The following is a 26,002-nucleotide window of genomic DNA, read 5'->3' on the forward strand; positions in this document are numbered from 1 at the left end:
CTACAGCATCTGCTGTAACAGTTTTTTATCTGTTGACACTCCTGTTGGTGTTACAGAATCAGCTGCAAGAGCATTTGCAGGCAAAGAACTGGCCAGTAGAACTAGTGCCATAAATACACTAGTTACTTTCTTAAATCGTTTTTTCATAAAATCCTCCACATAATCCACTGTTTTTCTTTTTAAAATCCATATTTTTCCTTATACACTTCAATTAATTTTCAAAATATATATTTTCATCCTAATAAACACTAAGAGGAAATAAAATCCATCTTAGTGTTTGGCTATATTTGGTCATATTTTGCCACATTTTATCTTATTTCAATTCTATCATATTATTGTCAATTGTCAATTTTTATATCTTCTTACATAAGTTTATTTTATATTTTTTAGAAGCTTATACTAGATATATACCTAATATTATATAGAATAATTAATCTTTTAATTTTTTATTAATATATTTTTATAACTTTATCCTATTCTAATATTTTTTCTGACTTAATTACCTACCATTTTTGCCACATTTATTTTATCTTTTATTATATTCTTATTTAATTTTTAGATAGCCATATTTTTTGTACACAAAAAAAGTCAGTAGTAAAAACTACTGACTTTATATAATTCAATTAATTATTCAATTATTGATGCAACAACTCCTGAAGCTACTGTTCTACCACCTTCTCTTATGGCAAATCTTAAACCTTCTTCAACACATATTGAGTTGATTAGGTCTACTTCTATTGTTACGTTATCTCCTGGCATTACCATTTCTATTCCTTCTGGTAATTTACACTCACCTGTTACGTCTGTTGTTCTGAAATAGAACTGTGGTCTATATCCATCAAAGAATGGAGTATGTCTACCACCTTCTTCTTTCTTTAACACATATATTTCTGCTGTAAACTTTGTATGTGCATGTACTGAACCCGGCTTTGCTAATACCTGGCCTCTTTCTATTTCATCTCTTTGGATTCCTCTTAGTAGTGCTCCTATATTATCTCCAGCTTCTGCCTGATCTAGTAACTTTCTAAACATTTCTACTCCTGTTACTACTACCTTTCTTGGCTGTTCTGATAATCCTACTAATTCTACTTCATCAGATACCTTTAATACTCCTCTTTCTACTCTACCTGTAGCTACTGTTCCTCTTCCTGTGATTGAGAAGATGTCTTCTACTGGCATTAAGAAGTCCTTGTCTACTGCTCTTTCTGGTGCTGGAATATATTCATCTATTTCTTCGAAGAAATCTACTATTATATCTGACCACTTTGATCCTGGCTCTTCTAATGCCATTAATGCTGATCCTCTTACTATTGGAGTATCATCTCCTGGGAATTCATATTCATTTAGTAATTCTCTTACTTCCATTTCTACTAATTCTAATAGTTCTTCATCATCTACCATATCGCACTTGTTTAGGAATACTACTATATATGGTACACCTACCTGTCTTGATAGTAGGATATGTTCTCTTGTCTGAGGCATTGGTCCATCTGTTGCTGCAACTACTAGGATTGCACCGTCCATCTGTGCTGCTCCTGTTATCATGTTCTTTACATAATCCGCATGGCCTGGGCAGTCTACGTGTGCGTAGTGTCTGTTTGGTGTTTCATATTCAACATGCGCTGTTGATATTGTGATTCCTCTTTCTCTTTCTTCTGGTGCCTTATCTATGTTAGCGAAGTCTACTGCTTCACCTAACTGATACTTATCAAATAAAGTCTTTGTTATTGCTGCTGTTAATGTTGTTTTACCATGGTCTACGTGACCTATTGTTCCAATGTTAACATGTGGCTTGTTTCTTTCAAATTTAGCTTTTGCCATTTTGATTCCTCCTAATAAAATTTATGTTTATTTATCTGGAGCACATTCATACTCCTATTTTACAAAAAATTGTAAATCCTTAATAATTATATCATTTTTTCTTGTCTTTATCAACTTTTACAAGAAAAATTACTTGCTATTACTTACCTTCAGTAAGCTTCTTAGCAACAGATGCTGGAACCTGTGAGTAATGATCAAATATCATTGTATATGTAGCTCTACCCTGAGTTGAAGATCTTAAGTCTGTAGAATATCCAAACATTTCAGATAGCGGAACATGAGCCTTTATTACCTGAGCTCCGTTTCTAGCTTCCATACCCTGGATAAGACCTCTTCTTGAGTTCAAGTCACCCATAACATCACCCATGTAATCTTCTGGAGTAACAACTTCAACTGCAAATATAGGTTCAAGTAATACTGCATTACCCTTCTTCATAGCATCCTTAAATGCCATAGATGCTGCCATCTTGAAGGCCATTTCTGATGAATCGACTTCATGATAAGAACCATCATATAGTTCAACACCAACGTCAACTACTGGATAGCCAGCAACTATACCTGACTGCATAGCGCCCTGAACACCTTGATCAACTGGACCAACATATTCTTTAGGTACAGATCCACCAACAGTAACATTTTCAAACTTGTATCCTTCACCTGGTTCAAGTGGGTTAACTCTAATTTTAACATGACCGTACTGACCTCTACCGCCTGACTGCTTAGAATACTTGTATTCAACATCTACTGGAACTGTAATTGTTTCTCTGTAAGCAACCTGAGGGGCACCTACATTAGCTTCAACCTTGAATTCTCTAAGAAGTCTGTCAACGATAACTTCAAGGTGAAGTTCACCCATACCACCGATGATAGTCTGTCCTGTTTCCTTATCAGTTCTAACAGTGAAAGTTGGATCTTCTTCAGCAAGTTTCTGAAGAGCTACACCCATCTTTTCCTGAGCTGCCTTAGAAGCTGGTTCTATAGCAACGAATATAACTGGTTCAGGGAATTCCATTGATTCTAGTATTATTGGTTCATTAGGATCACATAGTGAGTCTCCTGTTGTAGTATCCTTAAGACCTACTGCAGCAGCTATATCTCCCGCATAAACGTTAGTTATTTCTTCTCTTGTATTGGCATGCATCTGTAGGATACGACCAATTCTCTCTCTCTTATTCTTTGTAGCGTTTAATACATAAGAACCTGATTCTAATGTACCAGAGTAAACTCTAAAGAATGCTAACTTACCAACAAATGGGTCAGTCATTATCTTGAACGCTAAAGCTGAGAAAGGTTCTTCATCTGAAGCGTGTCTAGCAGCTTCTTCACCATCTGGTAATATACCAGTGATTGATTCTATATCAGTTGGTGCAGGAAGGTATTCTATAACAGCATCTAGTAATAACTGAACACCCTTGTTCTTGTAAGCTGTACCGCAAAGTACTGGGTTCATTTCACAAGCTATTGTAGCCTTTCTTATTCCTGCCTTTAATTCTTCGACTGATATTTCTTCACCTTCAAGGTACTTCATCATTAAATCTTCGTCAGTTTCAGAAACTGATTCAACTAATTTTTCTCTGTATTCTTCAGCAAGTTCTATCATGTCTGCTGGAATTTCAGTTACTTCTATATCAGTACCTTCATCGTTCTTATAAATGTTGGCCTTCATTGTAAGAAGATCTATAATTCCTGTGAAATCATCTTCGCTACCTATTGGTAACTGCATTGGAACTGCATTAGCCTTTAGTCTATCCTTCATCATATGTACAACATTTAGGAAGTCAGCACCCTGTCTATCCATTTTATTTACAAATGCTATTCTAGGTACACCGTAAGTTTCAGCCTGTCTCCAAACATTTTCTGATTGAGGTTCAACTCCTGATCTAGCACAGAAAACTGCAACTGATCCATCAAGAACTCTAAGAGATCTTTCAACTTCAACAGTAAAGTCGACGTGACCTGGAGTATCTATAATATTGATTCTATGTTCTTTCCACTGACAAGTAGTAGCGGCAGAAGTAATTGTGATACCTCTTTCTTTTTCCTGCTCCATCCAGTCCATCTGTGATGCACCATCATGAGTTTCTCCTATTTTATGAGTACGTCCAGCATAGAACAGGATTCTTTCAGTAGTTGTAGTTTTTCCTGCATCTATATGGGCCATTATTCCTATATTTCTAGTTTTTTCCAATGGAAATTGTCTAGCCATCTTTTTCCTCCTTAACTTATTTATAAATTCATATATATAAAGTTAAAAGATTACCATCTGTAGTGAGCAAACGCCTTATTAGCTTCTGCCATCTTATGAGTATCTTCTTTCTTCTTAACTGAAGCTCCAGTGTTGTTTGCTGCATCCATTATTTCCTTTGCAAGCTTTTCAACCATTCCCTTTTCGCCTCTAGCTCTTGTATATTTTACTAACCATCTAAGACCTAAAGTCTGTCTTCTGTCAGCTCTAACTTCGATAGGCACCTGATAGTTTGCACCACCGACTCTTCTAGCTTTTACTTCTAATACTGGCATGATGTTTTCCATAGCCTTGTTGAATACTTCTAGAGCATCTTCTCCAGTTCTTTCAGCTACTAATGCAAAAGCGTCATATACTAATTTCTGTGACTTTCCTTTTTTACCATCATACATTAAATTGTTTATTAACTTAGTAACTACCTTACTTCCGTACATTGGATCTGGTAGTACATCTCTCTTTGGAACATTACCTTTTCTTGGCATTGCGCTTCCCTCCTTAATTATAAAAGTTAAATCATAGGTACTCGACATAAATTGCCGTGATGCCATAAATATATATATTTAAAGCATCGAACTATAATCAATAGGCTGTAAACAGCCATTTCACTTGTTTACTTGCGTTTTTTGTAGGCTTTTTTTGTAATTTATATACTATTTATATAGGATTACTTTTTAGCTTCTTTTGGTCTCTTAGCACCATACTTAGATCTTGACTGTCTTCTCTTGTCAACACCTGCAGTATCTAGTGTACCTCTTAATATATGGTATCTTACACCTGGTAAGTCCTTTATTCTACCACCTCTTATAAGAACAACACTATGTTCCTGTAAGTTGTGTCCTTCACCTGGAATATAAGCAGATACTTCTATACCGTTAGTTAATCTAACTCTGGCAACTTTTCTAAGAGCTGAGTTTGGCTTCTTTGGTGTTACTGTCTTAACTGAAGTACAAACCCCTCTTTTTTGTGGTGCACTCAGATTAGTTGACTTCTTCTTTAAAGAATTGTAACCTTTCTGAAGTGCTGGCGCTGTAGAATTTTTTTCTAGCGCTTTTCTACTATTACGTACTAATTGGTTGATTGTTGGCATCAACTGCACCTCCTTCTTTTTAATTTCCGATCATAATCAGTGACCGCCAACCTTACCAATATGCCTTGCATATTGATTAATTGTTTTGATGCTTTAGTCTTCACTAAAATTGATGTAATAATTAATTATTTAAAGATTACATACCTTATTATTTTAGCACTACTTCTCTTTGATGTCAACGAATTTTAAATTATTAACCAGTTAATTGTTTCTATATTATATACATTATAATTAACAAATTTAATGCTAGTTCTTTTCTTAAATTTTATTTCATTATTTATATGTTATTTTTAATTTTTTGTATCATTTTATTTTCAATTTATTTTTTTCTAAATATTCAAGTTCTATTTCAAAATATTATCTAAAATATAGACAATATTTTATAGTTCCTTTTTAAGTTTTATTTTATCACTATATAGTGTTACTTTTTATAATTTTATCATTTATAGTTCCTTATTAGTGTATTATTATTACGTAATAGAATCATTTTAAGTGTTTTTTTAGTGATACTTTTGTAATATATTATAAAAGTGTAGCGTATTAGTGTCATATATGTTATAATTGTTTATGGAGGTATTTATTATGGATAAAAAAATAAATAATACAGATATCAATGATATCGAAACATTTGAAAATACTATAGTTGAAAAATATACATCAGATGAAAAACAGTATTCAGAAGATAAAACAGTAAAAAATGAAGAAGAAAAATCAAAATTATTGAAAAAAGACCAAAATAAAACAAATATTAAAAAGAAGGAGAATGAAAATAAGATGGACACTCAAATAATAGGATTAGATATTGGTAGAGGTTATGTAAAAGGATATTCATTATACAACGAAAAAGAGTATACTTGTTTATTCAAAAGTATATATGGCGATGGTAGAAATATTTCATTAGATGACTACAAAGAGAATCCAATATATGTAGAAATAGATGGTGCAGAATACTTTGTAGGAGACCTTTCAGAAAAAGAAAGTATGAAAAGCATCAGAAATGCTGGAGACAGTAAAACATCATCAGTAGTTAGAATATTGATAAGTGCAGCACTAAGTGAAATAGCCGTATCAGACAATGTAAGTCTGATAATAGGCGTTCCATACAAAATTTTCAAGAAGAGCACGCTAAAGGAAATACAGAGGGAATATAAGGATTCTACAGTCTCTGTAAAGAATAAAATAAATAACAGCGTCAAAACTATAAAGATAGAAAATGTAAACATATTTAGAGAAGCAGATGCAGCTTTAATATATGCTATGGGTAGTAAAATAAACGAGCATAAACCAGTAGGTATGGTTAATATAGGATTTAGAACTACTGAACTTAGCTACTTTGATAAGGGCTTTAAATTCAATGATAAACTAAGCACAACTATAGAATCTGGAAATCAAAATGCATTAAAAATGGTACAAAAAAGACTGGTAGAAAATGGAATCACTAAGAGTTTACCTGAAATTGATTCAGCCGATGATTATCCAGAATTAAAGGAATTAGCTTACAAATTAACTTCTGATGATACAAACGAAATCATTGAAGAAACTTGGAATAACTTGGATGAAATGGATATATATGTATCAGGAGGTACAGCGCTTAATTTGAGTTTAGATGATAGATACATTAAAGTTGAAGATAGCCAAATGGCCACTGCAAAGGGATTATACGAGGTTGGTGTAAAACTTGAAAAATAACAGAATTAGATTGACATCATATATAAGCCCCGATCTTGATCAAATAATATTAGACTACATGGAAGAAAATAATATAAATACAAAGAGTCAAGCCATAGAAAGAATTCTAATAGAATATAAATATATAAAAAATGAAGTTGAGTTTTTAAAATCCATAATCGGTGGCGGAGCTATACAATTAAATCCTTCTCAGAGGCAAAATAAGATAGAAAAGAACATCGCTAATGAAGTCGATAAGGTTAAAGATAGTATAAGCGATATTTTTTCTAATATGCCAGATTAAAAAAATAAAAAGAGGGAGAAAGAATAAAAAGCCTAGTGAAAAATATTTTCACTAGGCTTTTTATATTTGATATTTTAAAATTAATTTATAACTGATTTGCTTATTAATAATTAAGATTCAATATTGAAGAATCTGTATTAAATGTATTGGCATTAGCCAATATCAAAGCATCAGTGAATGAACCATTAGAAGTTAAATCTTGAACTTTTCCTGTATAATACCTAAGGTCAACTACCATGATTTCCGAATAATTATTTACCAAAAATGGCAGCATAGCATTAGCATAAGAATCTTTAAATATTAATAACTTTCTATCTGTATCTACATTGGTTCTAATCTTTATCTGAGTATGATTACCTCCAGTAAAAACCTGATATGGATCCTTTGTATCCAACTTTTCTGCATCATACAAACTAGGAATTTTTTTCTTTGTATCATAATATTTTGAAAGAACTACTAAATCATTTTGTTGTAAATACATCTCTAGCTTATCAGGTTTACCTATCTGGGCTGCATTTTTATAATACAGGCTACCATAGAACTTATCTGTTGCAAGAGACTTTGTAAATGAATTAAGACCTACTGGCTCAATATTCAAAGTCTTGCAATAGCTTTTATATGCTAAATAAGCACCATCTACAGTCCAGTGATGATCTGTTCTAAAGTATAGCTGTTCGTTATTCTTTGCTCTTAGCATAGGATCAAGTGCATCTACAAATTTGATTTTATCATCCAATCCTTTTTTAACATAATTTAAATATTCTTTTTGCGAATCGACTGGTGCATTAGTTGGCATTAAATTATTATAAACTTCTACTTTATTCGGAGCTAATAATACACTTACTTTTATACTCTTATTCTTGTTAGAAAAGTTATTTATAGCCTTCACTTTAGCATCTGTTGTCTTATCATCACTTCTCTTAAAGCCTTCCATCAAATAGTCATCCTTGCAGATATATACTCCATTGATTTCTTTCTTGCCCATAAATCTATCAAAATTTGCTTTTGTTTTAATGAAATTCTTTCTAAATACAAACTGATCAGACACATACGTGGAAAAATCTTCACCATATTTGCCATGTATAAGTCTATCTATAGAAAATTTTGGAGCCTGAGCCAATGTTCTATTCTCCGCTTCTGATATTTTATTTGAAGGTGTCACAATATTAAGCAACAATAGAACAAAAACAATAACAAATAAAATTGCTGTATTAATTCTAAAATAACTCTTATCTAATTTCTTTTTATTTTCCTTATTTATATATAATTTTTTATCACCGCCATTGATTACAAAATCTATTAACATGCGAAGTAAATTAAGTATATAAAATAAAATACCACTTATACTTACATGTGATTTAGGTTTTGATTGAGAGGATTTTCTTCTATCCCCTATATATGTGTTTCTTTTTATATTAGAGGATTTATTTTTTATTGCATTTCTATTATTTTTAACAACATTCTCTTTGTCTAGCTTATATTTGTTTGAATTATGTATCTCAGCCCTTTTATTGCTTTTTTTAGGCCTTTTGTCTAATTCCCCATGGTTTCTATTGGAAAAAGATCTTCCCTTTCTTAAATTGGCATTTGAGGCGCTATTATTTGTTTTAGATGACTTACTTAAATCCCCTAATCTACTTGAGTGACTATTTTTTCTTTGATCATTAGATTTACTAGTACCTAACTTTTTCTTAGTATGTGTAGATTTTTTTGTAGCAATAGCTTTTTTCTTTGAATTTGAAGTCGATTGTGGTCTTTTAGTTTTTGATGATCTATTTTTCCTATAATAATCATCAAATCTAGGGTCTTCTACATCTAGTTCTAGTAGTTTTCTTAAACTTTCAGGCATGTCGGGTTCACGATATCTTATCTTTTTACTCATTAACTTCACCCCCTACTAAAACTTAAAATACAAGAATGGACTATAGCTATCAGCTACCAATGAGGATATAGATAACAATACTATAATCGCATAAAATACTGCTAAGAATATATAACCATTCTTTCCAAACCTTCTTTTTATATTTTCATATAAACCAAGAACAAATGGTGTAGAACCTAGGATAGCTATTAAAAACAACTTCCATGATGTTCTAATTATATAAAGAGCATTTGAGTCAACTAAACCTGTCGAGCCTATAATAAACATATTGGCATAGAACTTAAATATCTGCCCTACAGACTGTAAATCAAACATTACCCAGCCTATTACAACAATGAAAAGACAGTATAAAACCTGTATTTTACTATTCATTCTCGAAAGTGGCTTAGCTATTTTTATTTTTTCTAAATAAATTATAATTCCATAAAATAACCCCCAGAATATAAAATTCCAGTTAGCACCATGCCATAAACCTGTAACCATCCATACAACAAATATATTTCTTAGGTTCAATAATTTTGATACTCTATTACCTCCTAGAGGAATATAAATATATGTCTTGAACCAGTTACCTAAAGATATATGCCATCTTCTCCAGAACTCACTAGCTGATTTTGATATATATGGATAATTAAAGTTCTCAGCCCAAGTAAATCCTAACATTCTTCCAAGACCTATAGCCATATCAGAATATCCACTAAAGTCAAAATATATATATAGTGTAAAGGCTATAATTCCTAACCAAGCTGTCAAAGCTGACATCTCTAATCCTGGTATAGACTTTACCTGCACCCATATAAGAGACAAATTATTAGCTATCAATACTTTTTTACCAAGCCCCATTATAAACTTCTCTACACCCTTGCCAAACTTCTCAGGAGTTACTTTTCTTTCAAATAGCTCTGACTCCATATCAGAGTACTGAACTATTGGTCCTGCACCAATTTGTGGGAATATAGACACATACAAAGCAAAACTCGTAAGCCTTGACTGAGGTTTACATTTACCAAGATACACATCCACTATATAAGAAATTATCTTAAAAGTATAAAATGATATACCAAAAGGAAGTGGTAAGTTAATTATCTTTAGATTTAATCCAGTAAGTATGCTAATATTATCTATCAGAAATCCATAATATTTATAAAATGCCAGTATAGAAACATTGAAAACTATTAGACATACCATATAAAATTTTGCTTCTTCTCTTTTGTTTTTAATATTGTACATAAGCTTTACCCCTAGCCAGGTAATGACTATGGATAAAATAATCAACAATAGATATATAGGATTTCCCCAACTGTAAAATATCAAACTCAACAATAGGAGAACTTTGTTTTTAAATTTCTTCGGCGTGAACGTATATAAAATAACCGCCAACGGGAAGAAATAGATCAAAAACGTTAAACTTGTAAAACTCATCTTTCTTCACCGTCCTTTATTTATAACTAGCCTTTATAGCTTCATCAATTTTATTCATATTTTTTGCTGATATATAATAAATATAATCTCCCTTAACCTTTAACTGACTTTGGCTTATTATACTGTATTGGTCTGGAGCATAATTCTTAAAACTATTAGATTGTGAATCTATTCTAACCTGTATTTTATTCACTATCGACTGCACAGCTTCTGGTTTAGCTTTTATTACTAAAATTTCACTGGCTATCATATTACTCTTCGGAGCATATGAACAGAATTTTTCAATATCCGTTCTATCTATACCATATAATTTCCTAAGAGTAGACTCATCTCCTTTTTGAAGCTCGTCCATACTGACATTATTTTCAATTTGTGTGCTCAGTTCAGAAAAATTAATTTCTTTTACCTTCACAAACTGATAAGCAAGTACAAACACTAGAAATACAACAACCCATAAAATAGCATATTTTTTTCTGTATATAGAACTTGTTTTTAGAGGTTTTCTTTTTACAAAGTTTCTAAAAGGGTTAATTTCATCATCTTTGCCTTTTCTTGTATGTTCAATTTCTTCACTAGTAATTATTCTAAGCCTAGCTGTTTGTTCAAAATTACTAGTATTAGATTCTTTTTTTGCTTTTTCCTTCTTCTTGTCATCATTATTATTATTCAAAACTACACCTCCTCTATATGTTTTCACTCAAGAAATGCAACCAATTTCTATAGAAAGCATATTTTAGATGTATTCCATCTGGCTCATACATTTCATCAGATGTAATTAATCCATCGGATGAAAGAAAATGCGCGCCAGTCATACTAGCTACCTGTTTAGCCTTTTCTGTAAATAGTTTAATATTTTCATTATTTATTCTCGAATCCTTGGCTGCAGCTACCTTTTCGTAAACTGGTAAAGGAGCTTGAATAAATATATTTACATCTTTATCAACTTCTTTTATAGACTTTACCAACTTTATGTACTCTTCTTTAAATTTTTCTGGAGAAGAATATGTTATGTCATTAGCACCATAAAGTATAACTACTTGTTTAGGTTTTAAGTCCTTTATTTCATTTAAATGCTTTTCTGCTTGATTTACATGTTCACCTTTTTTGGCAACCACACTAGAAGAATCAAGTATATTAGCTTCTCTCAAATATTCAGTTACAGAATCACCCACAAATAAAGTATCTTCAAACCTCTTTTGAGCCTTAGACATATCAAATTTTTTTATATCGCTATCTTCATTAACTTTATTAATTTCTTTCTCTGTATCACTAATATTCCTGCCCATCTCTCTTTTTATAAAAGCTTTAGTCCAAGCTATAGATTCAGCGTCAGTCTTTGATGAATCTGCTGCGAAAATATTAGAATTTATAAAAATACTAGCACTTATAATTGTAATACCAGACAATGCTATCACTTTCTTATTCATAAATTACCACCTATCTTGTCACAAATTTATATATTATCAAAATGTATATAAAAATCTCATTATATCCATTATAACCGAAATAATAACTTTTGGGTAGCTTTTTGACATAAGTCAAAGGCTCATAAATAGCCATTTCTATTTTTTTTAGTTAAAACAAGTCCATAATCAAAACATATATTTATTTACATAAAAAAAGAGCCACCCGATCCAAAATGATACAGACAACCCTTTGATAGTATTTTTTATTTTTGAAATTAATTTTAATTACTTAACTTCTACTGATGCACCAGCAGCTTCTAACTTACTCTTAATTTCTTCAGCTTCTTCCTTAGAAACGCCTTCTTTAACAGCCTTTGGAGCGTTATCTACAACTTCCTTAGCTTCCTTTAATCCAAGACCTGTTATAGCTCTAACTTCCTTGATTACTCCAACCTTTGAAGAACCAGCTGAAGTTAATATTACATCAAATTCAGTCTTTTCTTCACCAGCAGCAGCACCGCCAGCAGCAGCACCAGCCATCATTACTGGAGCAGATGCAGATACACCGAATTTTTCTTCTGCAGCCTTAACTAATTCATTTAATTCTAAAACTTTCATATTTTCTATAGCTTCTAATATCTGTTCTATTGTCATTTTATTGCACCTCCGTGTGTCATTATAATTTAAATTTTAATATGTGCCAGTTAACTGGACTTTAATATTATGCTTCTTCTGTAGCTTCTTCGCCGTCTTTCTTTGCAACAGCATCCAATAAGTAAACAAAGTTTGATAGTGGAGCCTTCAAGCTGCCAAGAAGTTTTGCGATAAGTTCTTCTCTTGATGGTATATCTGCAAGTTCAACAATTTTCTTTTCATCATAGAATTCGCCTTCTACTATACCCATCTTTAAAGATAACTTCTTAGGATTCTTATCCATAAATCCCTTAAGTATTCTAGCTGGAGCAACTGGATCTTCATATCCAAAAGCTATAGCATTTGGTCCTACTAATAGTTCATCATTGAAGTTAGCATAAGCTTCTCCTTCAACTTCCTTAGCAGCTCTTCTTACAAGTGTATTCTTGTATACCTTGTAATCAACACCAGCTTCTCTCATCTGACTTCTTAATTCTGTAACCTGTTCAACTGTTAAACCTTTGTAGTCAACTACGATAACAGATGAAGCTTTCTGTAATTTTTCTGCAATTTCTGAAACCACTGCTGATTTCATTTCAATAGCATTACTCATATTCTTAGTGCACCTCCTTCACAAAAATAAAGTTTAGCACTTACCGTATAAAATAAAAACCCTTATTATCAAGTAGACAATAAGGGTTCAAGTATCACGTATATCGTAACCTCGGCGGGAAAATTAAGCATATTGCACCCACTGTCTACGGCAAATCTATTCTTTTTTAACATTGACAATTATATACTATTTGTCAACCTGTGTCAACAGTAATTCGATTATTAATTCAATCGATTATTAATCAGCATACTTAACTGGGTTAATCTTAACGCCAGGTCCCATAGTTGAAGATACTGTTATAGACTTCAAATACTGTCCTTTAGCAGCTGATGGCTTGGCCTTAACTATAGCTTCCATTAAAACCTTGAAGTTATCAAATAACTTTTCCTGTCCGAATGAAGCTTTACCGATTGTAGTATGAATAATGTTAGTCTTATCTAATCTATATTCAACCTTACCAGCCTTAATTTCTTCAATAGCCTTTGCTACATCAAATGTAACTGTTCCAGACTTTGGATTTGGCATTAATCCCTTAGGTCCTAATACTCTACCTAGTCTACCAACTACACCCATCATATCAGGAGTAGCAACTACTATATCAAATTCAAACCAGTTTTCTCCCTGGATTTTCTTTACTAATTCGTCAGCTCCTACAAAATCTGCTCCTGCAGCTTCTGCTTCCTTAGCCTTTTCACCCTTAGCGAAAACTAATACTCTCTTCGTCTTACCTGTTCCGTGTGGTAATACCACAGCACCTCTAACCTGCTGATCAGCATGTCTAGAGTCAACACCCAACTTAATGTGAGCTTCTATTGTTTCATCAAATTTTGCAGCTGCAGTGTCTACTGATAACTGTAGAGCCTGAGATGCATCATAGTAAACACTTCTGTCTACTTTTGCAGATACTTCTGCATATCTCTTACCTTTTTTTGCCATTTTCTTTCCTCCTTGTGGTAATACGGTTTTAAACCTCCCACTAATAGCGAACGACTTGTCCTCTATAGCGAATAAAAATAAATATTAGTAGTTATTAGTCAACTACTTCAACACCCATACTTCTAGCTGTTCCAGCTATCATTTTCATTGCTGATTCAACTGAAGAAGCGTTAAGGTCTTTCAACTTTAATTCAGCAATTTCTCTTACCTGAGCTGAAGTTATTTTACCAACTTTCTTCTTGTTTGGTTCTCCTGAACCTGACTGAAGGTTGATTTTCTTCTTGATAAGAACTGCAGCTGGTGGAGTTTTAGTTATAAAACTGAATGATCTATCCTGGTATACTGATATTACTACTGGTATTATCATACCTGCCTGATCTGCTGTCTTAGCATTGAATTCCTTTGTGAACGCCATAATGTTAACACCGTGCTGTCCTAGTGCTGGTCCAACTGGTGGAGCTGGAGTTGCCTTTCCTGCAGGTATCTGTAATTTAATCTGTCCAATAATTTTCTTAGCCATTTTATTGCACCTCCTTATACTTTTTCTATATTTTCAAGCCCTAATGTTACTAGAGCCTTCCTACCAAATGCATTTACATAGACTTTTACTTCTCTTTTTTCAATGTTTACGTCGTCAACTTCTCCTACATTATCGACAAAAGCACCACTGATTACTTTTACTGTATCGCCCTTGTGTAAATCAATTTCTCCACTGACAATCTTTGATTCAGGTAATTCTATTCCCATAGCCTTAACTTCATCTACTGTCAATGATACTGGTTTAGACCCAGGACCTACAAATCCAGTAACACCCTTAGTGTTTCTGACAATATACCATGATTCATCTGTCATTTCCATTTTGATAATAACATAGCTTGGAAATACTTTTCTCTGACTAATTTTTTCTTTACCAGTCTTAGTAGTTGTCACTACCTCTTCAGTAGGAACTATTACCTGTTGGATAATATCTTCCATACCTCTATTTTTTACAGTATTTTCAATTGTAGTTTTTACTTTATTTTCATGTCCTGAGTATGTGTGAACGACATACCAATTTAAATCTCTTTCTTCTGACATCAAAATCATCCTTTCAACGTAGCCATTATTTAACTATCAAACTTAGCAGCTTGGATAGCCCCGTATCTACTAACCATACAAATAAAGTAGATACTATTACAACTCCTAGTACGACTGTTGTCTTACCAGCAAGTTCGCCTTTTGTCGGCCAAGTAACTTGTTTAAGTTCTTTAACTGTTCCTTTTATAAAGCCAACTTTCTGTTCTGAAACTTCTACATTTTCTTTAGCCATATACTCACTTCCTTAAAAAATCTAATTACTTAGTTTCCTTATGAGTTGTGTGCTTCTTACAGAACTTACAGTATTTCTGTAATTCTATTCTGTCAGGATTGTTTTTCTTATTCTTTGTAGTATTGTAGTTTCTCTGACCGCATTCTGTACATGCTAATGTTACTTTCACTCTCATCTGTTACACCTCCAAAAAAATTTATATATGATGATATAGCTCCTGAAAAAATCAAGTAACTATTACCTTCCAAAAATAAATATTAAACTTGAAAAAAACGGAACAGACAGGAGCTTTTACAAAGCATGTAGCCTATTTTTTCCAAATTAAACTAAGACGACCATAGAAAGCCGTCTTAGATAATTTACCATAAATAGTATATAAAGTCAATCTATTTTTCTATATAAAAAGCTATTTAAGCTTTGAATTTAAAATATTTTTTGTCTATATACTATATATTATTATTTTTTACTTTTTTAGATCCCCATTTATAAATAGGCACTCCTAAAAGTAATATTATTATACTACCCAATGATAATAATGTGCTAGTTATGAGCTGAACTCCTAATACAAATGCTCCACCTAATATAGCTAATATAGGAACAAGTGGATATGCTGGTACTCTAAATGCAAAAGTTTTTGGATCCTTTAGCTTTCTGTTTTTAAATACAGCAAAAAATGTCAGTACAATAAATATCCAAATAGAGAATATAGCAAAGTCGGATAATAAGTTAAATTGTCCACTCATAGCATATATAAAAGATATTATACCAATTACTATAATTGAATTTCCTGGTACACCATTTTTATTTAATTTAGAAAGTTTATCACTTTTAGGAAGCACATCATCCTGGGCTATTGCATATAATACTCTTGATCCAGTAAAACTAAATGCACTAGCGCATCCAAATACTGATATCATTATTCCAGCTCCTATAATTAGTCCACCTATGTCTCCAAATATAGCTTTAGCTACATCTAAACCAGGAGAAGCTGAGCCCCCCAGTGTTTTAGCTGGTAAAACTCTTAAGTAAGCTATATTTACTATCACATAAATAGCAAGTACTATTAATATTCCACCTACTATTGCCTTAGATAAATCTTTAGCTGGGTTTTTCATTTCACCTGCTAATGCACAAACATTAATCCAACCATCAAATACAAAAAAAAGTGCAAGTAATACCTGTCCACCAGCCACAACTGGATTTACGCCTTCACCTATAAAAGGTTGCGTTATCGAGGCATTATTCTTTCCTAATATAAATCCTGCTATTATAATTATAAAAAGAACCAATACTTTACTTACAGTAGATATATTACCTATAGCTGCACTTTGTTTTCCACCTTGCAAATGAAAGAAGAATACTATTATCAACATTAATACTGTAATCGGCATCTTCATTGATGGCATTCCAGACAAGGCTACAAATTGATCTGCAAATACTACTGCAAGCGCCGCTATCATAGCAGGGAAGTACAAAAATACTTGGACCCAACCTGCAAGAAACCCAAACATATCTCCATACATTTCCTTTATATAAATAGCCATACCACCTGTTTTAGGTATTGATGTAGCCAATTCTGATACTGTCAGTCCTGCACAAATTGTCACTAATCCAGCAATTAACCAACAGAGCATCGCTATTCCCGGCGCACCACCTGTTGCTGTATATATAGCTTGAGGTTTAAAGAAAACACCTGCACCTATAATAGAACCTACCACTGTAAAAGTCGCCGTAGCAAGCCCTACCGTTTTAACTAATTCTTTTGAGTTTTTATTTTCTTCCATAATACTCACCTTTTAAAATACAATAATTCCTATTTTATAAAGGGATGGATAAATCCACCCCTTTATATTTTATATAACTTACATCATAATAATTTTTCTTCTATATAATATGAAAAATGCTAAATTTTTATAAATCTTTATATATATTTATGCTTCATTTCTATTTCATGTTCTTGTCTACCTTCTTTAAATTTAACTTCTCCTGGTAGAATACAATCTAAGACTGGACATACATTTAAACATAAGTGACAGCCTACACACTTATCATTTATAATTGGCTTTCTGTTTTCCTTATCCCAGTCAATAGCCTGATGAGCTGCATCAAAGCAAGATACATAACATCTTCCACAACCTACGCACTTGTCATAATCAATCTTTGGTATGATTTTAAATGATCTATCAAGATCTTCTGCTGGTACTATATTTGGAAGTGCCAATCCCACCATATCTTCTAGTTTATCAAAGCCCTTTTCTTCCATAAAGTGAGATAAACCACTTATCATATCTTCAACTATTCTATAACCATATTGCATTACAGAAGTTGTAACCTGTAAGTTGCTTGCTCCTACTAATAGGAATTCTAAAGCATCATTCCAAGTTTCTATACCACCCATACCAGTGATAGGAATATCTGTTAGACCTTCATGTTGCTTCATCTGAGTGATAAATCTAAGAGCTATAGGCTTTACAGCTGCTCCAGAATAGCCTGAAATAGATGATTTTGCATTAACAACTGGCATTGCAGTTAGGTTTTCTATATCTATATTAGTGATTGATTTGATTGTATTTATTGCCGCTATACCTTTTGCTCCACCTTTTACAGCTGCTAGAGCAGGAACTTCCATGTTACCGATATTTGGAGTCATCTTTGCTATTACTGGAAGATGAGTAGATTCAACAACTGCTCTAGTATATTTTTCTACTAATTCTGGATTTTGGCCAACATCTGATCCCATAGCATGGCTTGTCATCTGTGGACATGAGAAGTTACATTCAATAAGATCTGCGCCTGCTTCAGTTACTTTCTTCGCAAGTATTCTCCATTCTTCTTCATCACTACCCATTATACTTACGGCCATAACTTTAGTTGGAAATTCTTCTTTTAATCTTTTTATATATTCTAAGTTCTTTTCTAAAGGTTTGTCTGAAATCATTTCCATATTTTTGAATCCAGTCCAAACTGCACCTTCTTTTCTTGTTATGTCAAATCTTGGTGAACATTCGTCAGGTATAAATATACCTATTGTCTTATAATATACTCCTGCCCAACCAGCTTCAAAAGCTTTTTTTATCATTTCATAATTACTACATACTGGAGATGAAGACAAGAAGAAAGGATTCTCGCACTTTACTCCTAAAAATTCTATTGAAAGATCTTTTACTAATGCCATATGATTTTCCCCCTTAATTAAGCTAAATAATTCAAAATTTCTTCTGCAGATTGTTTTCCATCAGCAACTGCCTGAACTACTGTTAAACCACCATTTACTATATCTCCATTTACAAATACTCCCTTAGGATATTCTACATCCTTGTAATCTTCTGATGGCTTTTGTCCAATAGCGAATACTACAGTATCTGCCTTCATAGTCATTTCAGAAACATTGTCCCATGATTTAAATAGCATTTTTTCTACATTTCCATTTGAATCAGCCAATATTTCTTCAGGGGCAAATCTAGTGTGAATTGGAATACCCATTGATTGAACATATCTTATTTCTTCATAATAAGATGGTGCTTCTTCTATAGTTCTTCTATATACTATAGCCACGTTCTTTGCACCTACCTGCTTTGAAGTAGAAGCACAATCCATAGCAACGTCTCCACCACCTATGATTAGAACATCTTCTCCAATTTCTATATCTCCATTATTTTCTCTAGCTTTCTTTAAAAACTCTTGAGCTGAATAAACTCCCTTAGAGTCTTTTCCTTTTATATCAGGAATAGATCCAGACCATAAACCAACACCTACAAATACAGCATCATATTCCTTTAATAAGTTTTCTATACCTTCTTTTCCTTCTATTCTAGTATTAAACTTAAATTCAACACCCAAGTTTCTTACTTGGTCTATATCATGTTCGATTACTTCTTGAGGTAATCTAGATGGTGTAATTCCGTAAGTTAATACACCGCCTGCTTTTTCAAACTGTTCAAATATTGTTACATCTACACCTTCTTGAGCTAATTTCGCTGCACATGCAAGTGAAGCAGGCCCTGAACCTATACAAGCAACTTTCTTACCTAATTTCTTTTCAGATGCTTTTAAAATTTGCATACCACTTTCTTTTTCATGGTCAATTGCAAACTTCTGTAACTTACCTATTTTTATTGGTTCATCTATACCACATCTTGCACATTCTTTTTCGCAAAGATTTCCGTATGGACAGACTAATGAACAACAACCACCTAAAATATTATTTTCTCTGATAGTTTCTGCTGCACCTTTAAAGTTTCTAAGTCTGATAGATCTTATAAACTTTCCAGGGTTTGTTCCTGCTGGACATCCTTTACTACAAGGAGCATCTTCACACAACAGACATCTAGTGGCTTCTTCCATAGCAGTTCTTATATCGTAATCTTTTTCTGCTTTTTCTCCATATTTAATTTTTTCTACATAGCTCATAGTAAACCCCCCATTAATATTAGTAATTTGCTTTTTGATTTGAGTATTACACTTCTTCTTTTCCAAAGTGTTTAAATAATAATCCTGCTCCTTTATCACAAGATACAGCTAAAATAGTACCAAGAGACAAAGACAGAATGTGTGTGATTATATCTGGACCGAAAAGATTTGCTCCAGAAGATAAAAACGCAAAGGTTGAAAAACAACCTATGAAGGCTCCTGGTATAAACCAAAGAGGTTTTGCTACAGACTGCAGACACATAGTACCTGATATTACTCCAGTCATTAAAATAGCAACTGCCCCTATCTCAGGAAATCTCCCACTAATCCAGACAGCTATTATGGCTGAAAGAACTCCGGACATAAGTGCAAAAAAGGCTGATTTTATTCCGTCTAAACCATGTCGACCTGAAGCAAAATATGCTGTACAACCAGCAAAACCAATCCAAGTAACTAAGTGTAGCGACGTAAAAGACGCAATAAGAGCCCATATACCACAGCATATCCCTGTAGATAAAGACAGAGCAACAATAAAACTCATCAGAACACCTCCAAATATTTAATTTTTCAATCAAATCATGCTAAGTAAACTCGGTTCAAATCAATCAAATCTAACTTTCAATTCACTCACACTTAGTACTATTGCAAATTCCATGCCAAAATCATAAAACAACTATTTATGTTGAATTTTACACATTTTAAAAATTCATTAATGCTAGTGTTTATCATTCGCACTATCAATAATTCATTTTTGACTCACTATAACACTTTGACAAGTCTTTTTTGACTTAAAAAAATATTTTTGTTGATTATTTTACATTTTTTTGCTAGAATATGATTCATAAATGACTTAATGCTTAAGGAGAATTATATGTTAGATAAAAAAACTGGGGAATATATGGATGTAGGGCAGTTGCTTCCTAAAAATAAAGCAGAATTTTTTCAAAAAATAATTGATTACTCTTACGACGAAATTTTTGTGGCTAATGGTGATGGTATTTGTATATATTGCAATAACACATTTGAAAAAAATTATGGTGTAAAAAGATCTGATATATTGGGCCAACATATATCCTATATTATTGATAATAATTATGTAGATATATTACTATTCGATGATGTTTTAAAAAATAAAAAAGAAATCACATATAAACAAAAAACAGCCAAAGGACGCATTATATTAAATACATCTGTACCAGTTCTAAACTCAGATGGAGATGTTTTATATGTAGTGGAAAACTGCAGAGATATAACAGAGTATGAAATTCTACACAACACTCTTGATCAAACTCAAAAGCAACTTAGTAAAGAAAAAATTATATCCAACAGAAAAGACAGTATAAAAAATACTTTCTCTTATTTTAAAAGTAAGAATATGCAAGAAACTTTGGTAAAGACGCTTAGATTTGCGAGCAAAGATGTAAACCTAATAATTACAGGTAAATCTGGTACTGGTAAAACTTCACTTGCTAAATTTATACATGATAATAGCGATAGAAAAAATAAACCATTTATAAATATAAACTGTACTACTATACCAGAAAATCTTATAGAGTCAGAATTATTCGGCTATAAAAAAGGTGCTTTCACTGGTGCCCTAAGCAGTGGTAAAAAAGGTCTTGTTGAACAAGCAGAGGGTGGGACTTTATTTTTGGATGAGGTAAGTGAAATCCCAATGGCAACACAAGCAAAGCTTTTAGAATTAGTTCAAGAAAAGCAATTTCTACCTATCGGCTCTGATAAAAAATTTATTGCAGACATTAGAATAATAACTGCGACAAATAAAAATCTAGAAGATGCAGTAAAAAACAAAAAATTTAGAGAGGATTTATATTACAGATTAAATGTAGTTCAATTAAATATGCCTGCACTTAAAGATAGATCAGAAGATATTAGCGTATTAATAAGTCATTTTTTACTGTATTACAATAATAAATATGATTCCAAAGTAAAAATGCCAGCACAAATATACGATATACTTAACAACTATGATTGGCCAGGTAATATAAGAGAACTTGAGCATTTGATTGAATTTTTGGTAATAAACTGCCAAAATGGAGTCATTTCAATCAATGAACTTCCGGTAAATATTTTAAATAATGAAAATGAATCAATTATGGAAGAACATCAAATTAATATAAATATTCCCGAAAAAGCTGATTACAAAATTATATTGGAAGAAACTGAAGGAAAAATAATTAGAAAATACTATTCTACTTACCCTTCTTCATACAAGTTGGCAGAAGCTTTAAATTTGTCTCAAAGTACTGCAAATAGACTAATTAATAAGTACTGTAAATAAATTTATAATATAAAATTATATTTAATACATAAAATAAAAACTAAATATTATATACTAAAGATTGTTAAATAATATTTTCTTTATAATACAAAGTATAATCATATTAAAGTCAAAATATCTATATAAATACCCTAATATTCAAACTTTATTAGAATTTATATAGATATTTTTTGAATTTTTAAACTTTTTTATTGACTTTTTAGAATGGTAGTGATATTCTCATTTTAAACAAATCAATCAAATCAAATCTAAATAAAATCGAATAATACTTTCTTTTTTTAATTTACTTTAAAAATTCAGCCAAAAATTTTAATAATTAAATATTATTTTTGTGTTCTAAAACACAACACACATAAGGAGGTTTTTATATGTCTAATTATGATTTAGTAATTAAAAATGCCAATGTTTTAACAAGTTCTGATAATTATACCGCTGATATAGGTATAAAGGACGGAAAGATAGTAGAAATAGCTAGCTCTATTGATGGTGATAATGTCTACGATGCAGGTGGAAAATATGTAATTCCTGGAGGTATTGATGTACATACACATATGGATATGCCTTTTGGTGGTACATTCTCAAGTGATGACTTTGAAACAGGAACAAAAGCTGCCGCTATAGGTGGTACTACTGCAATTATTGACTATGCTGTTCAACCACAAGGAAAATCATTAAATGAAACTATAGAAATATGGAGCCAAAAAGCTGAAGGAAAAGCTGTAATTGACTATGGATTCCATTTAGGTGTTACAAAATTAAATGACCAAACAAGAGAAGAACTTCCTGTTCTATTAAAGAACGGCTTCCCTACATTCAAAGTATTTATGGTTTACGATGGTATGAGACTTACTGACAAGGAACTATTAGAAATACTTCAAATAGCAAAAGACCATGATGGTTTAGTATGTGTACATGCTGAAAACTACGATTCAATCAACTATAATATCAATAAATTATTAAATGATGGTAAAACAGAACCTCTATATCATGCAATTTCAAGACCTCAAAAATGCGAGGCTGAAGCTACAAATAGAGCTGTTAAATTAGCAGAAATGTTAGACGCTCCTATTTACATAGTACATGTAAGTAATCAAGAAGCAGCTGATGTAATAGCAAAATCTAGAAAGAACGGATTTAAGACTATGGGTGAAACTTGTCCACAGTACTTACTTTTATCAATAGAAAACTACAAAGAAGAAAATTTCAACGGAGCTAAATATGTAATGAGTCCTCCATTAAGAGATGGATTTAATAATGAATTATTATGGCAGTCTCTAAGATTAGGAAAACTACAGACAGTAGCAACAGACCATTGTCCTTTCTTTATGGAACAAAAGAGAATGGGTATCGATAATTTCACAAAGATACCAAATGGTGCACCAGGAGTTGAACCAAGAATGGCTCTAATATACAATTACGGTGTAAATGAAGGCAAAATTTCTTTAGGAAAATTTGTAGAACTTACATCTACTAACCCAGCAAAGATATTTGGTATGTATCCAAAGAAAGGTACAATCGCTGTAAATTCTGATGCTGACCTAGTAGTATTCGATCCAAATAAGGAAGTTACACTTTCTGTAGATAATCTACATGAAAACGTTGACTATACTCCATATGAAGGCTATAAAGTTAAAGGCTATCCAGTGGCTACATTCTCTAGAGGTGAATTAATAGCTGAAAATGGAGAATATGTGGGTAAGGATTCTAGAGGACAACTATTAAAGAGAGAAAAGCCGGAGGTTTTATAATATAAAAAATTAAATTAATATATAAACAAAAGTAAATAAAATACAATTAATACTCAAATAATATAATTATAAAAATAAATACATAAAGAAAATATAAACAAATATATAAACAATTTTTTGTGGAAAACAAAATAATAGTCCATGTATTTTTAATAAAAATAATATCAAATAAAAATACATATTTTACTAATGTAAAACTTAGTGCGAGAGTTTTATATTAGTTATAAAGAAAGGAGATTTTTAAATGTACAAATGTAATTTAGAAAGAATGTCAGAAAAAATACATACATTTTCAAAATTTGGAGATGCTGGTCACGGAGGTATTACTAGATACTCTCTAAGCCCTGAAGCAATACAAGCTAGAGATTACTTTAAAGAGAGAATGGAAAAAATAGGTGCTATAATCACATATGATGATTTAGCTAATATGTATGCAACTCTACCTGGTTCTGAACCTGGTTTAAAGAAAATAGTTACAGGATCTCACTGTGACTCAGTTAAAAATGGTGGTAACTACGACGGTATCTTAGGTGTTATGGGTGCTATGGAAGTACTAGAAACAATAGTAGCAGAAAATATACCACACAGACATGATATAGTTGCAATGATATGGACAAACGAAGAAGGTTCTCTATATCCACCAGCAATGATGTCTTCTGGTATAGTATGTAATGACTATTTACCTCCAGAAATTGCTAAAAACTTCAAATATGAAAATATGATGAATTCTAAGAGTGTTGAAGATGGAGAAACAACTTTTGGAAGCAAGCTTGAAAACTTTAAATATAAGGGAGACAAGAAAAACAGATTAAATCCTGATGAATATATGTGTGATTTTGAATTACATATTGAACAAGGTCCAATCCTAGAAGATAACAATAAAACAGTAGGTATTGTCGACTGTGTACTTGGTATGTTCAACTATAGAATCAATTTCACAGGCCAGGCAGCCCACGCAGGTACTTTCCCTATGAATAAGAGAAAAGATGCTTTATTTGCTGCTTCTCAGGCTCTTTGTTATCTACATGAAGAAATTGATAAATTAAATAGACCAGAATTGGTATATACTACAGGAGAAATCGTATGTCATCCATGTGTACATACTGTAATTCCAGATTTCGTAGAGTTTTCACTAGATGTGAGACATGAAGATCCAAAAGTTCTAGAAGCTGTTAGAGAAATAGTAAAATCTCTACCAGAAAAAGAATGGGCTGGTTGTAAATGTGAAATAAAGCTAGCTTGGGAAAGAGATACAGTTTATTGGAACAAACAGTTAGTTGAATTTGTTCAAGAATCAGCTGATGAACTTCAAATAGCTAATATGCCAATACATTCAGGCGCAGGTCATGATGCTCAGTTCGTAGCTTATATGATACCGACTACAATGATATTCGTAGTTACAAAAGACGGACTATCTCATTGCGAACCTGAATTTGCATCAGACGAACAATGTACAGAAGGTGCATCAGTACTTCTAAATGCAATATTAAAAGCAGATAAAGAAGACGATATAAAAAGATAAATTTCGAGAATAACTCTTGTTATTTTAAATAAACATTTTTAAAATAAAAATAGCGCTGGCTAAAAGCCAGCGTTATTTTTTATGTAAATATAATCAGAGAACCTATTTTGCTAATTTTCTCCCTAATGCAAAAGCTTCTTTATTAAGCTCTACAAATTTTGGAGGAACACTTTTCACTATACTTTCAACCCATTTTTCTTCTGGAATATCTTTTACATATACAGAACATGCACCTAATAGAACTATATTAGCTGCTGCTTTATTACCTAGTTCCACAGCTTTTTGAGTAAAATCTTCATAGATAAGTTTTCCTGCATATTTATTCAATTCTTCTTCTATATCAGTTGCATATTCTTCTTTTCCTTGCTGAACAAGAGTTGGAACCATCTGATATTTATTTACTATAGCCACTGAAGAATCTTTCTTTAACTCTTTCCTAAATCTTCTACCTTCTAGAGCTTCAAATCCCAACAATATATCAACTTCTCCTGGTCTTACATTAGGTGAGAATACTTTTTCACCCAATCTAACACTACCCCATACCTTACCACCTCTTTGTGATAAACCTACAACATCGTTAGTCTTTACATCAAGTCCTGATAAGTATGCTGCCTCAGCTATTATCTTTGTAGTCATTACAAGACCTTGACCACCTACACCTGCTAAAATTATATTAGTATTTACCATTTTCAAT

General features: G+C 32.1%; 26 protein-coding genes and 1 other annotated feature. Of the genes, 5 read left to right on the forward strand and 21 right to left on the reverse strand.

Annotated elements, in window-relative coordinates; genetic code table 11:
- From O0R46_RS09640 to rpsL, 5 genes are all read right to left on the reverse strand, one after another.
- A complete protein-coding gene (locus O0R46_RS09640; RefSeq protein WP_269311527.1) occupies nucleotides 1–147 on the reverse strand; it encodes a hypothetical protein in 147 nt (48 codons plus the stop codon).
- A 480-nt stretch (nucleotides 148–627) separates the two neighbouring features.
- Nucleotides 628–1,821 (reverse strand): elongation factor Tu, encoded by a 1,194-nt coding sequence (gene tuf / locus O0R46_RS09645; RefSeq protein WP_269311528.1) that lies wholly within the window; start codon nucleotides 1,819–1,821, stop codon nucleotides 628–630.
- Between the two features lie 139 nt (nucleotides 1,822–1,960).
- The gene (fusA, locus tag O0R46_RS09650; protein WP_269311529.1) at nucleotides 1,961–4,027 is read right to left on the reverse strand and encodes an elongation factor G; all 2,067 of its coding nucleotides are present in this window, start codon (nucleotides 4,025–4,027) and stop codon (nucleotides 1,961–1,963) included.
- Nucleotides 4,028–4,077: 50 nt separating this feature from the next.
- On the reverse strand, nucleotides 4,078–4,548 hold the full coding sequence (rpsG, locus tag O0R46_RS09655; RefSeq protein WP_269311530.1) for a 30S ribosomal protein S7: 471 nt from the start codon (nucleotides 4,546–4,548) through the stop codon (nucleotides 4,078–4,080).
- A 182-nt stretch (nucleotides 4,549–4,730) separates the two neighbouring features.
- Nucleotides 4,731–5,153 carry a 30S ribosomal protein S12 gene (gene rpsL / locus O0R46_RS09660; RefSeq protein ID WP_269311531.1) on the reverse strand — a complete coding sequence of 141 codons (423 nt, stop codon included), beginning with the start codon at nucleotides 5,151–5,153 and terminating at the stop codon, nucleotides 4,731–4,733.
- A 582-nt stretch (nucleotides 5,154–5,735) separates the two neighbouring features.
- Between rpsL and O0R46_RS09665 the strand changes: the two genes are divergently transcribed.
- Both O0R46_RS09665 and O0R46_RS09670 read left to right on the forward strand, forming a co-directional pair.
- Nucleotides 5,736–6,842, forward strand: a complete 1,107-nt coding sequence (locus O0R46_RS09665; protein ID WP_269311532.1) for a ParM/StbA family protein — start codon at nucleotides 5,736–5,738, stop codon at nucleotides 6,840–6,842.
- Nucleotides 6,832–7,125 carry a hypothetical protein gene (locus O0R46_RS09670; RefSeq protein ID WP_269311533.1) on the forward strand — a complete coding sequence of 98 codons (294 nt, stop codon included), beginning with the start codon at nucleotides 6,832–6,834 and terminating at the stop codon, nucleotides 7,123–7,125. Before O0R46_RS09665 ends, O0R46_RS09670 begins: the two co-directional genes overlap by 11 nt.
- Before the next feature lie 103 nt (nucleotides 7,126–7,228).
- On the opposite strand, the gene O0R46_RS09675 is transcribed toward O0R46_RS09670, so the two are convergent.
- The 15 genes from O0R46_RS09675 to O0R46_RS10190 form a co-directional block, all read right to left on the reverse strand.
- Nucleotides 7,229–9,007, reverse strand: a complete 1,779-nt coding sequence (locus O0R46_RS09675; protein WP_269311534.1) for a DHHW family protein — start codon at nucleotides 9,005–9,007, stop codon at nucleotides 7,229–7,231.
- A gap of 15 nt (nucleotides 9,008–9,022) precedes the next feature.
- Complete coding sequence (locus tag O0R46_RS09680; protein WP_269311535.1) at nucleotides 9,023–10,237, reverse strand: MBOAT family O-acyltransferase; 1,215 nt, start codon at nucleotides 10,235–10,237, stop codon at nucleotides 9,023–9,025.
- Between the two features lie 208 nt (nucleotides 10,238–10,445).
- A complete protein-coding gene (locus O0R46_RS09685) occupies nucleotides 10,446–11,099 on the reverse strand; it encodes a DUF4358 domain-containing protein (protein WP_269311536.1) in 654 nt (217 codons plus the stop codon).
- A 13-nt stretch (nucleotides 11,100–11,112) separates the two neighbouring features.
- Entirely contained in the window at nucleotides 11,113–11,856 is a 744-nt protein-coding gene (locus O0R46_RS09690; protein ID WP_269311537.1) for a GDSL-type esterase/lipase family protein, read from the reverse strand.
- Between the two features lie 264 nt (nucleotides 11,857–12,120).
- Nucleotides 12,121–12,489 carry a 50S ribosomal protein L7/L12 gene (gene rplL, locus O0R46_RS09695; RefSeq protein ID WP_269311538.1) on the reverse strand — a complete coding sequence of 123 codons (369 nt, stop codon included), beginning with the start codon at nucleotides 12,487–12,489 and terminating at the stop codon, nucleotides 12,121–12,123.
- 67 nt (nucleotides 12,490–12,556) lie between these two features.
- On the reverse strand, nucleotides 12,557–13,081 hold the full coding sequence (rplJ, locus tag O0R46_RS09700) for a 50S ribosomal protein L10 (protein ID WP_269311539.1): 525 nt from the start codon (nucleotides 13,079–13,081) through the stop codon (nucleotides 12,557–12,559).
- A gap of 44 nt (nucleotides 13,082–13,125) precedes the next feature.
- Nucleotides 13,126–13,250 (reverse strand) — a sequence feature (ribosomal protein L10 leader region).
- A gap of 68 nt (nucleotides 13,251–13,318) precedes the next feature.
- Nucleotides 13,319–14,017: a 50S ribosomal protein L1 gene (gene rplA, locus O0R46_RS09705; protein ID WP_269311540.1), complete on the reverse strand. Its 699-nt coding sequence runs from the start codon at nucleotides 14,015–14,017 to the stop codon at nucleotides 13,319–13,321.
- A gap of 94 nt (nucleotides 14,018–14,111) precedes the next feature.
- Nucleotides 14,112–14,537: a 50S ribosomal protein L11 gene (rplK, locus tag O0R46_RS09710; RefSeq protein ID WP_269311541.1), complete on the reverse strand. Its 426-nt coding sequence runs from the start codon at nucleotides 14,535–14,537 to the stop codon at nucleotides 14,112–14,114.
- Nucleotides 14,538–14,551: 14 nt separating this feature from the next.
- Nucleotides 14,552–15,094 carry a transcription termination/antitermination protein NusG gene (gene nusG, locus O0R46_RS09715; protein WP_269311542.1) on the reverse strand — a complete coding sequence of 181 codons (543 nt, stop codon included), beginning with the start codon at nucleotides 15,092–15,094 and terminating at the stop codon, nucleotides 14,552–14,554.
- A 25-nt stretch (nucleotides 15,095–15,119) separates the two neighbouring features.
- The gene (secE, locus tag O0R46_RS09720) at nucleotides 15,120–15,326 is read right to left on the reverse strand and encodes a preprotein translocase subunit SecE (RefSeq protein ID WP_269311543.1); all 207 of its coding nucleotides are present in this window, start codon (nucleotides 15,324–15,326) and stop codon (nucleotides 15,120–15,122) included.
- Nucleotides 15,327–15,351: 25 nt separating this feature from the next.
- On the reverse strand, nucleotides 15,352–15,501 hold the full coding sequence (gene rpmG / locus O0R46_RS09725; RefSeq protein ID WP_036762401.1) for a 50S ribosomal protein L33: 150 nt from the start codon (nucleotides 15,499–15,501) through the stop codon (nucleotides 15,352–15,354).
- A 271-nt stretch (nucleotides 15,502–15,772) separates the two neighbouring features.
- Nucleotides 15,773–17,110, reverse strand: a complete 1,338-nt coding sequence (locus O0R46_RS09730) for an APC family permease (RefSeq protein ID WP_269311544.1) — start codon at nucleotides 17,108–17,110, stop codon at nucleotides 15,773–15,775.
- Between the two features lie 137 nt (nucleotides 17,111–17,247).
- Nucleotides 17,248–18,501, reverse strand: coding sequence for an NAD-dependent dihydropyrimidine dehydrogenase subunit PreA (preA, locus tag O0R46_RS09735; protein WP_269311545.1), 1,254 nt, complete (start codon nucleotides 18,499–18,501; stop codon nucleotides 17,248–17,250).
- 17 nt (nucleotides 18,502–18,518) lie between these two features.
- Nucleotides 18,519–19,736 carry an FAD-dependent oxidoreductase gene (locus O0R46_RS09740; RefSeq protein WP_269311546.1) on the reverse strand — a complete coding sequence of 406 codons (1,218 nt, stop codon included), beginning with the start codon at nucleotides 19,734–19,736 and terminating at the stop codon, nucleotides 18,519–18,521.
- Between the two features lie 46 nt (nucleotides 19,737–19,782).
- Nucleotides 19,783–20,277: a DUF1097 domain-containing protein gene (locus O0R46_RS10190; protein ID WP_269311547.1), complete on the reverse strand. Its 495-nt coding sequence runs from the start codon at nucleotides 20,275–20,277 to the stop codon at nucleotides 19,783–19,785.
- Between the two features lie 330 nt (nucleotides 20,278–20,607).
- Between O0R46_RS10190 and O0R46_RS09750 the strand changes: the two genes are divergently transcribed.
- From O0R46_RS09750 to O0R46_RS09760, 3 genes are all read left to right on the forward strand, one after another.
- Nucleotides 20,608–22,038, forward strand: coding sequence for a sigma-54 interaction domain-containing protein (locus O0R46_RS09750; RefSeq protein WP_269311548.1), 1,431 nt, complete (start codon nucleotides 20,608–20,610; stop codon nucleotides 22,036–22,038).
- Nucleotides 22,039–22,406: 368 nt separating this feature from the next.
- Nucleotides 22,407–23,786 carry a dihydropyrimidinase gene (gene hydA / locus O0R46_RS09755; RefSeq protein WP_269311549.1) on the forward strand — a complete coding sequence of 460 codons (1,380 nt, stop codon included), beginning with the start codon at nucleotides 22,407–22,409 and terminating at the stop codon, nucleotides 23,784–23,786.
- Between the two features lie 244 nt (nucleotides 23,787–24,030).
- Nucleotides 24,031–25,308 (forward strand): Zn-dependent hydrolase, encoded by a 1,278-nt coding sequence (locus O0R46_RS09760; RefSeq protein ID WP_269311550.1) that lies wholly within the window; start codon nucleotides 24,031–24,033, stop codon nucleotides 25,306–25,308.
- Between the two features lie 102 nt (nucleotides 25,309–25,410).
- Here the strand turns inward: O0R46_RS09760 and O0R46_RS09765 are convergent, their stop codons facing one another.
- Nucleotides 25,411–25,995, reverse strand: coding sequence for an indolepyruvate oxidoreductase subunit beta (locus O0R46_RS09765; protein WP_269311551.1), 585 nt, complete (start codon nucleotides 25,993–25,995; stop codon nucleotides 25,411–25,413).
- Between the last annotated feature and the right edge of the window lie 7 nt (nucleotides 25,996–26,002).

The sequence above is a fragment of the Peptostreptococcus equinus genome, from assembly GCF_027125355.1.
GTDB lineage: Bacteria > Bacillota > Clostridia > Peptostreptococcales > Peptostreptococcaceae > Peptostreptococcus > Peptostreptococcus equinus.

Excerpts from the sequence above, each read along its gene's own strand:
- nusG (WP_269311542.1), bottom strand. The coding sequence starts at position 15,094 with ATGTCAGAAGAAAGAGATTTAAATTGGTATGTCGTTCACACATACTCA.
- O0R46_RS09740 (WP_269311546.1), bottom strand. The coding sequence starts at position 19,736 with ATGAGCTATGTAGAAAAAATTAAATATGGAGAAAAAGCAGAAAAAGAT.
- rpsL (WP_269311531.1), bottom strand. The coding sequence starts at position 5,153 with ATGCCAACAATCAACCAATTAGTACGTAATAGTAGAAAAGCGCTAGAA.
- secE (WP_269311543.1), bottom strand. The coding sequence starts at position 15,326 with ATGGCTAAAGAAAATGTAGAAGTTTCAGAACAGAAAGTTGGCTTTATA.
- rpsG (WP_269311530.1), bottom strand. The coding sequence starts at position 4,548 with ATGCCAAGAAAAGGTAATGTTCCAAAGAGAGATGTACTACCAGATCCA.
- rplL (WP_269311538.1), bottom strand. The coding sequence starts at position 12,489 with ATGACAATAGAACAGATATTAGAAGCTATAGAAAATATGAAAGTTTTA.
- O0R46_RS09690 (WP_269311537.1), bottom strand. The coding sequence starts at position 11,856 with ATGAATAAGAAAGTGATAGCATTGTCTGGTATTACAATTATAAGTGCT.
- O0R46_RS09675 (WP_269311534.1), bottom strand. The coding sequence starts at position 9,007 with ATGAGTAAAAAGATAAGATATCGTGAACCCGACATGCCTGAAAGTTTA.
- O0R46_RS10190 (WP_269311547.1), bottom strand. The coding sequence starts at position 20,277 with ATGAGTTTTATTGTTGCTCTGTCTTTATCTACAGGGATATGCTGTGGT.
- O0R46_RS09765 (WP_269311551.1), bottom strand. The coding sequence starts at position 25,995 with ATGGTAAATACTAATATAATTTTAGCAGGTGTAGGTGGTCAAGGTCTT.
- rplA (WP_269311540.1), bottom strand. The coding sequence starts at position 14,017 with ATGGCAAAAAAAGGTAAGAGATATGCAGAAGTATCTGCAAAAGTAGAC.
- rpmG (WP_036762401.1), bottom strand. The coding sequence starts at position 15,501 with ATGAGAGTGAAAGTAACATTAGCATGTACAGAATGCGGTCAGAGAAAC.
- O0R46_RS09730 (WP_269311544.1), bottom strand. The coding sequence starts at position 17,110 with ATGGAAGAAAATAAAAACTCAAAAGAATTAGTTAAAACGGTAGGGCTT.
- O0R46_RS09680 (WP_269311535.1), bottom strand. The coding sequence starts at position 10,237 with ATGTACAATATTAAAAACAAAAGAGAAGAAGCAAAATTTTATATGGTA.
- O0R46_RS09665 (WP_269311532.1), top strand. The coding sequence starts at position 5,736 with ATGGATAAAAAAATAAATAATACAGATATCAATGATATCGAAACATTT.
- O0R46_RS09750 (WP_269311548.1), top strand. The coding sequence starts at position 20,608 with ATGTTAGATAAAAAAACTGGGGAATATATGGATGTAGGGCAGTTGCTT.
- fusA (WP_269311529.1), bottom strand. The coding sequence starts at position 4,027 with ATGGCTAGACAATTTCCATTGGAAAAAACTAGAAATATAGGAATAATG.
- preA (WP_269311545.1), bottom strand. The coding sequence starts at position 18,501 with ATGGCATTAGTAAAAGATCTTTCAATAGAATTTTTAGGAGTAAAGTGC.
- rplK (WP_269311541.1), bottom strand. The coding sequence starts at position 14,537 with ATGGCTAAGAAAATTATTGGACAGATTAAATTACAGATACCTGCAGGA.
- O0R46_RS09760 (WP_269311550.1), top strand. The coding sequence starts at position 24,031 with ATGTACAAATGTAATTTAGAAAGAATGTCAGAAAAAATACATACATTT.
- rplJ (WP_269311539.1), bottom strand. The coding sequence starts at position 13,081 with ATGAGTAATGCTATTGAAATGAAATCAGCAGTGGTTTCAGAAATTGCA.
- hydA (WP_269311549.1), top strand. The coding sequence starts at position 22,407 with ATGTCTAATTATGATTTAGTAATTAAAAATGCCAATGTTTTAACAAGT.
- tuf (WP_269311528.1), bottom strand. The coding sequence starts at position 1,821 with ATGGCAAAAGCTAAATTTGAAAGAAACAAGCCACATGTTAACATTGGA.
- O0R46_RS09640 (WP_269311527.1), bottom strand. The coding sequence starts at position 147 with ATGAAAAAACGATTTAAGAAAGTAACTAGTGTATTTATGGCACTAGTT.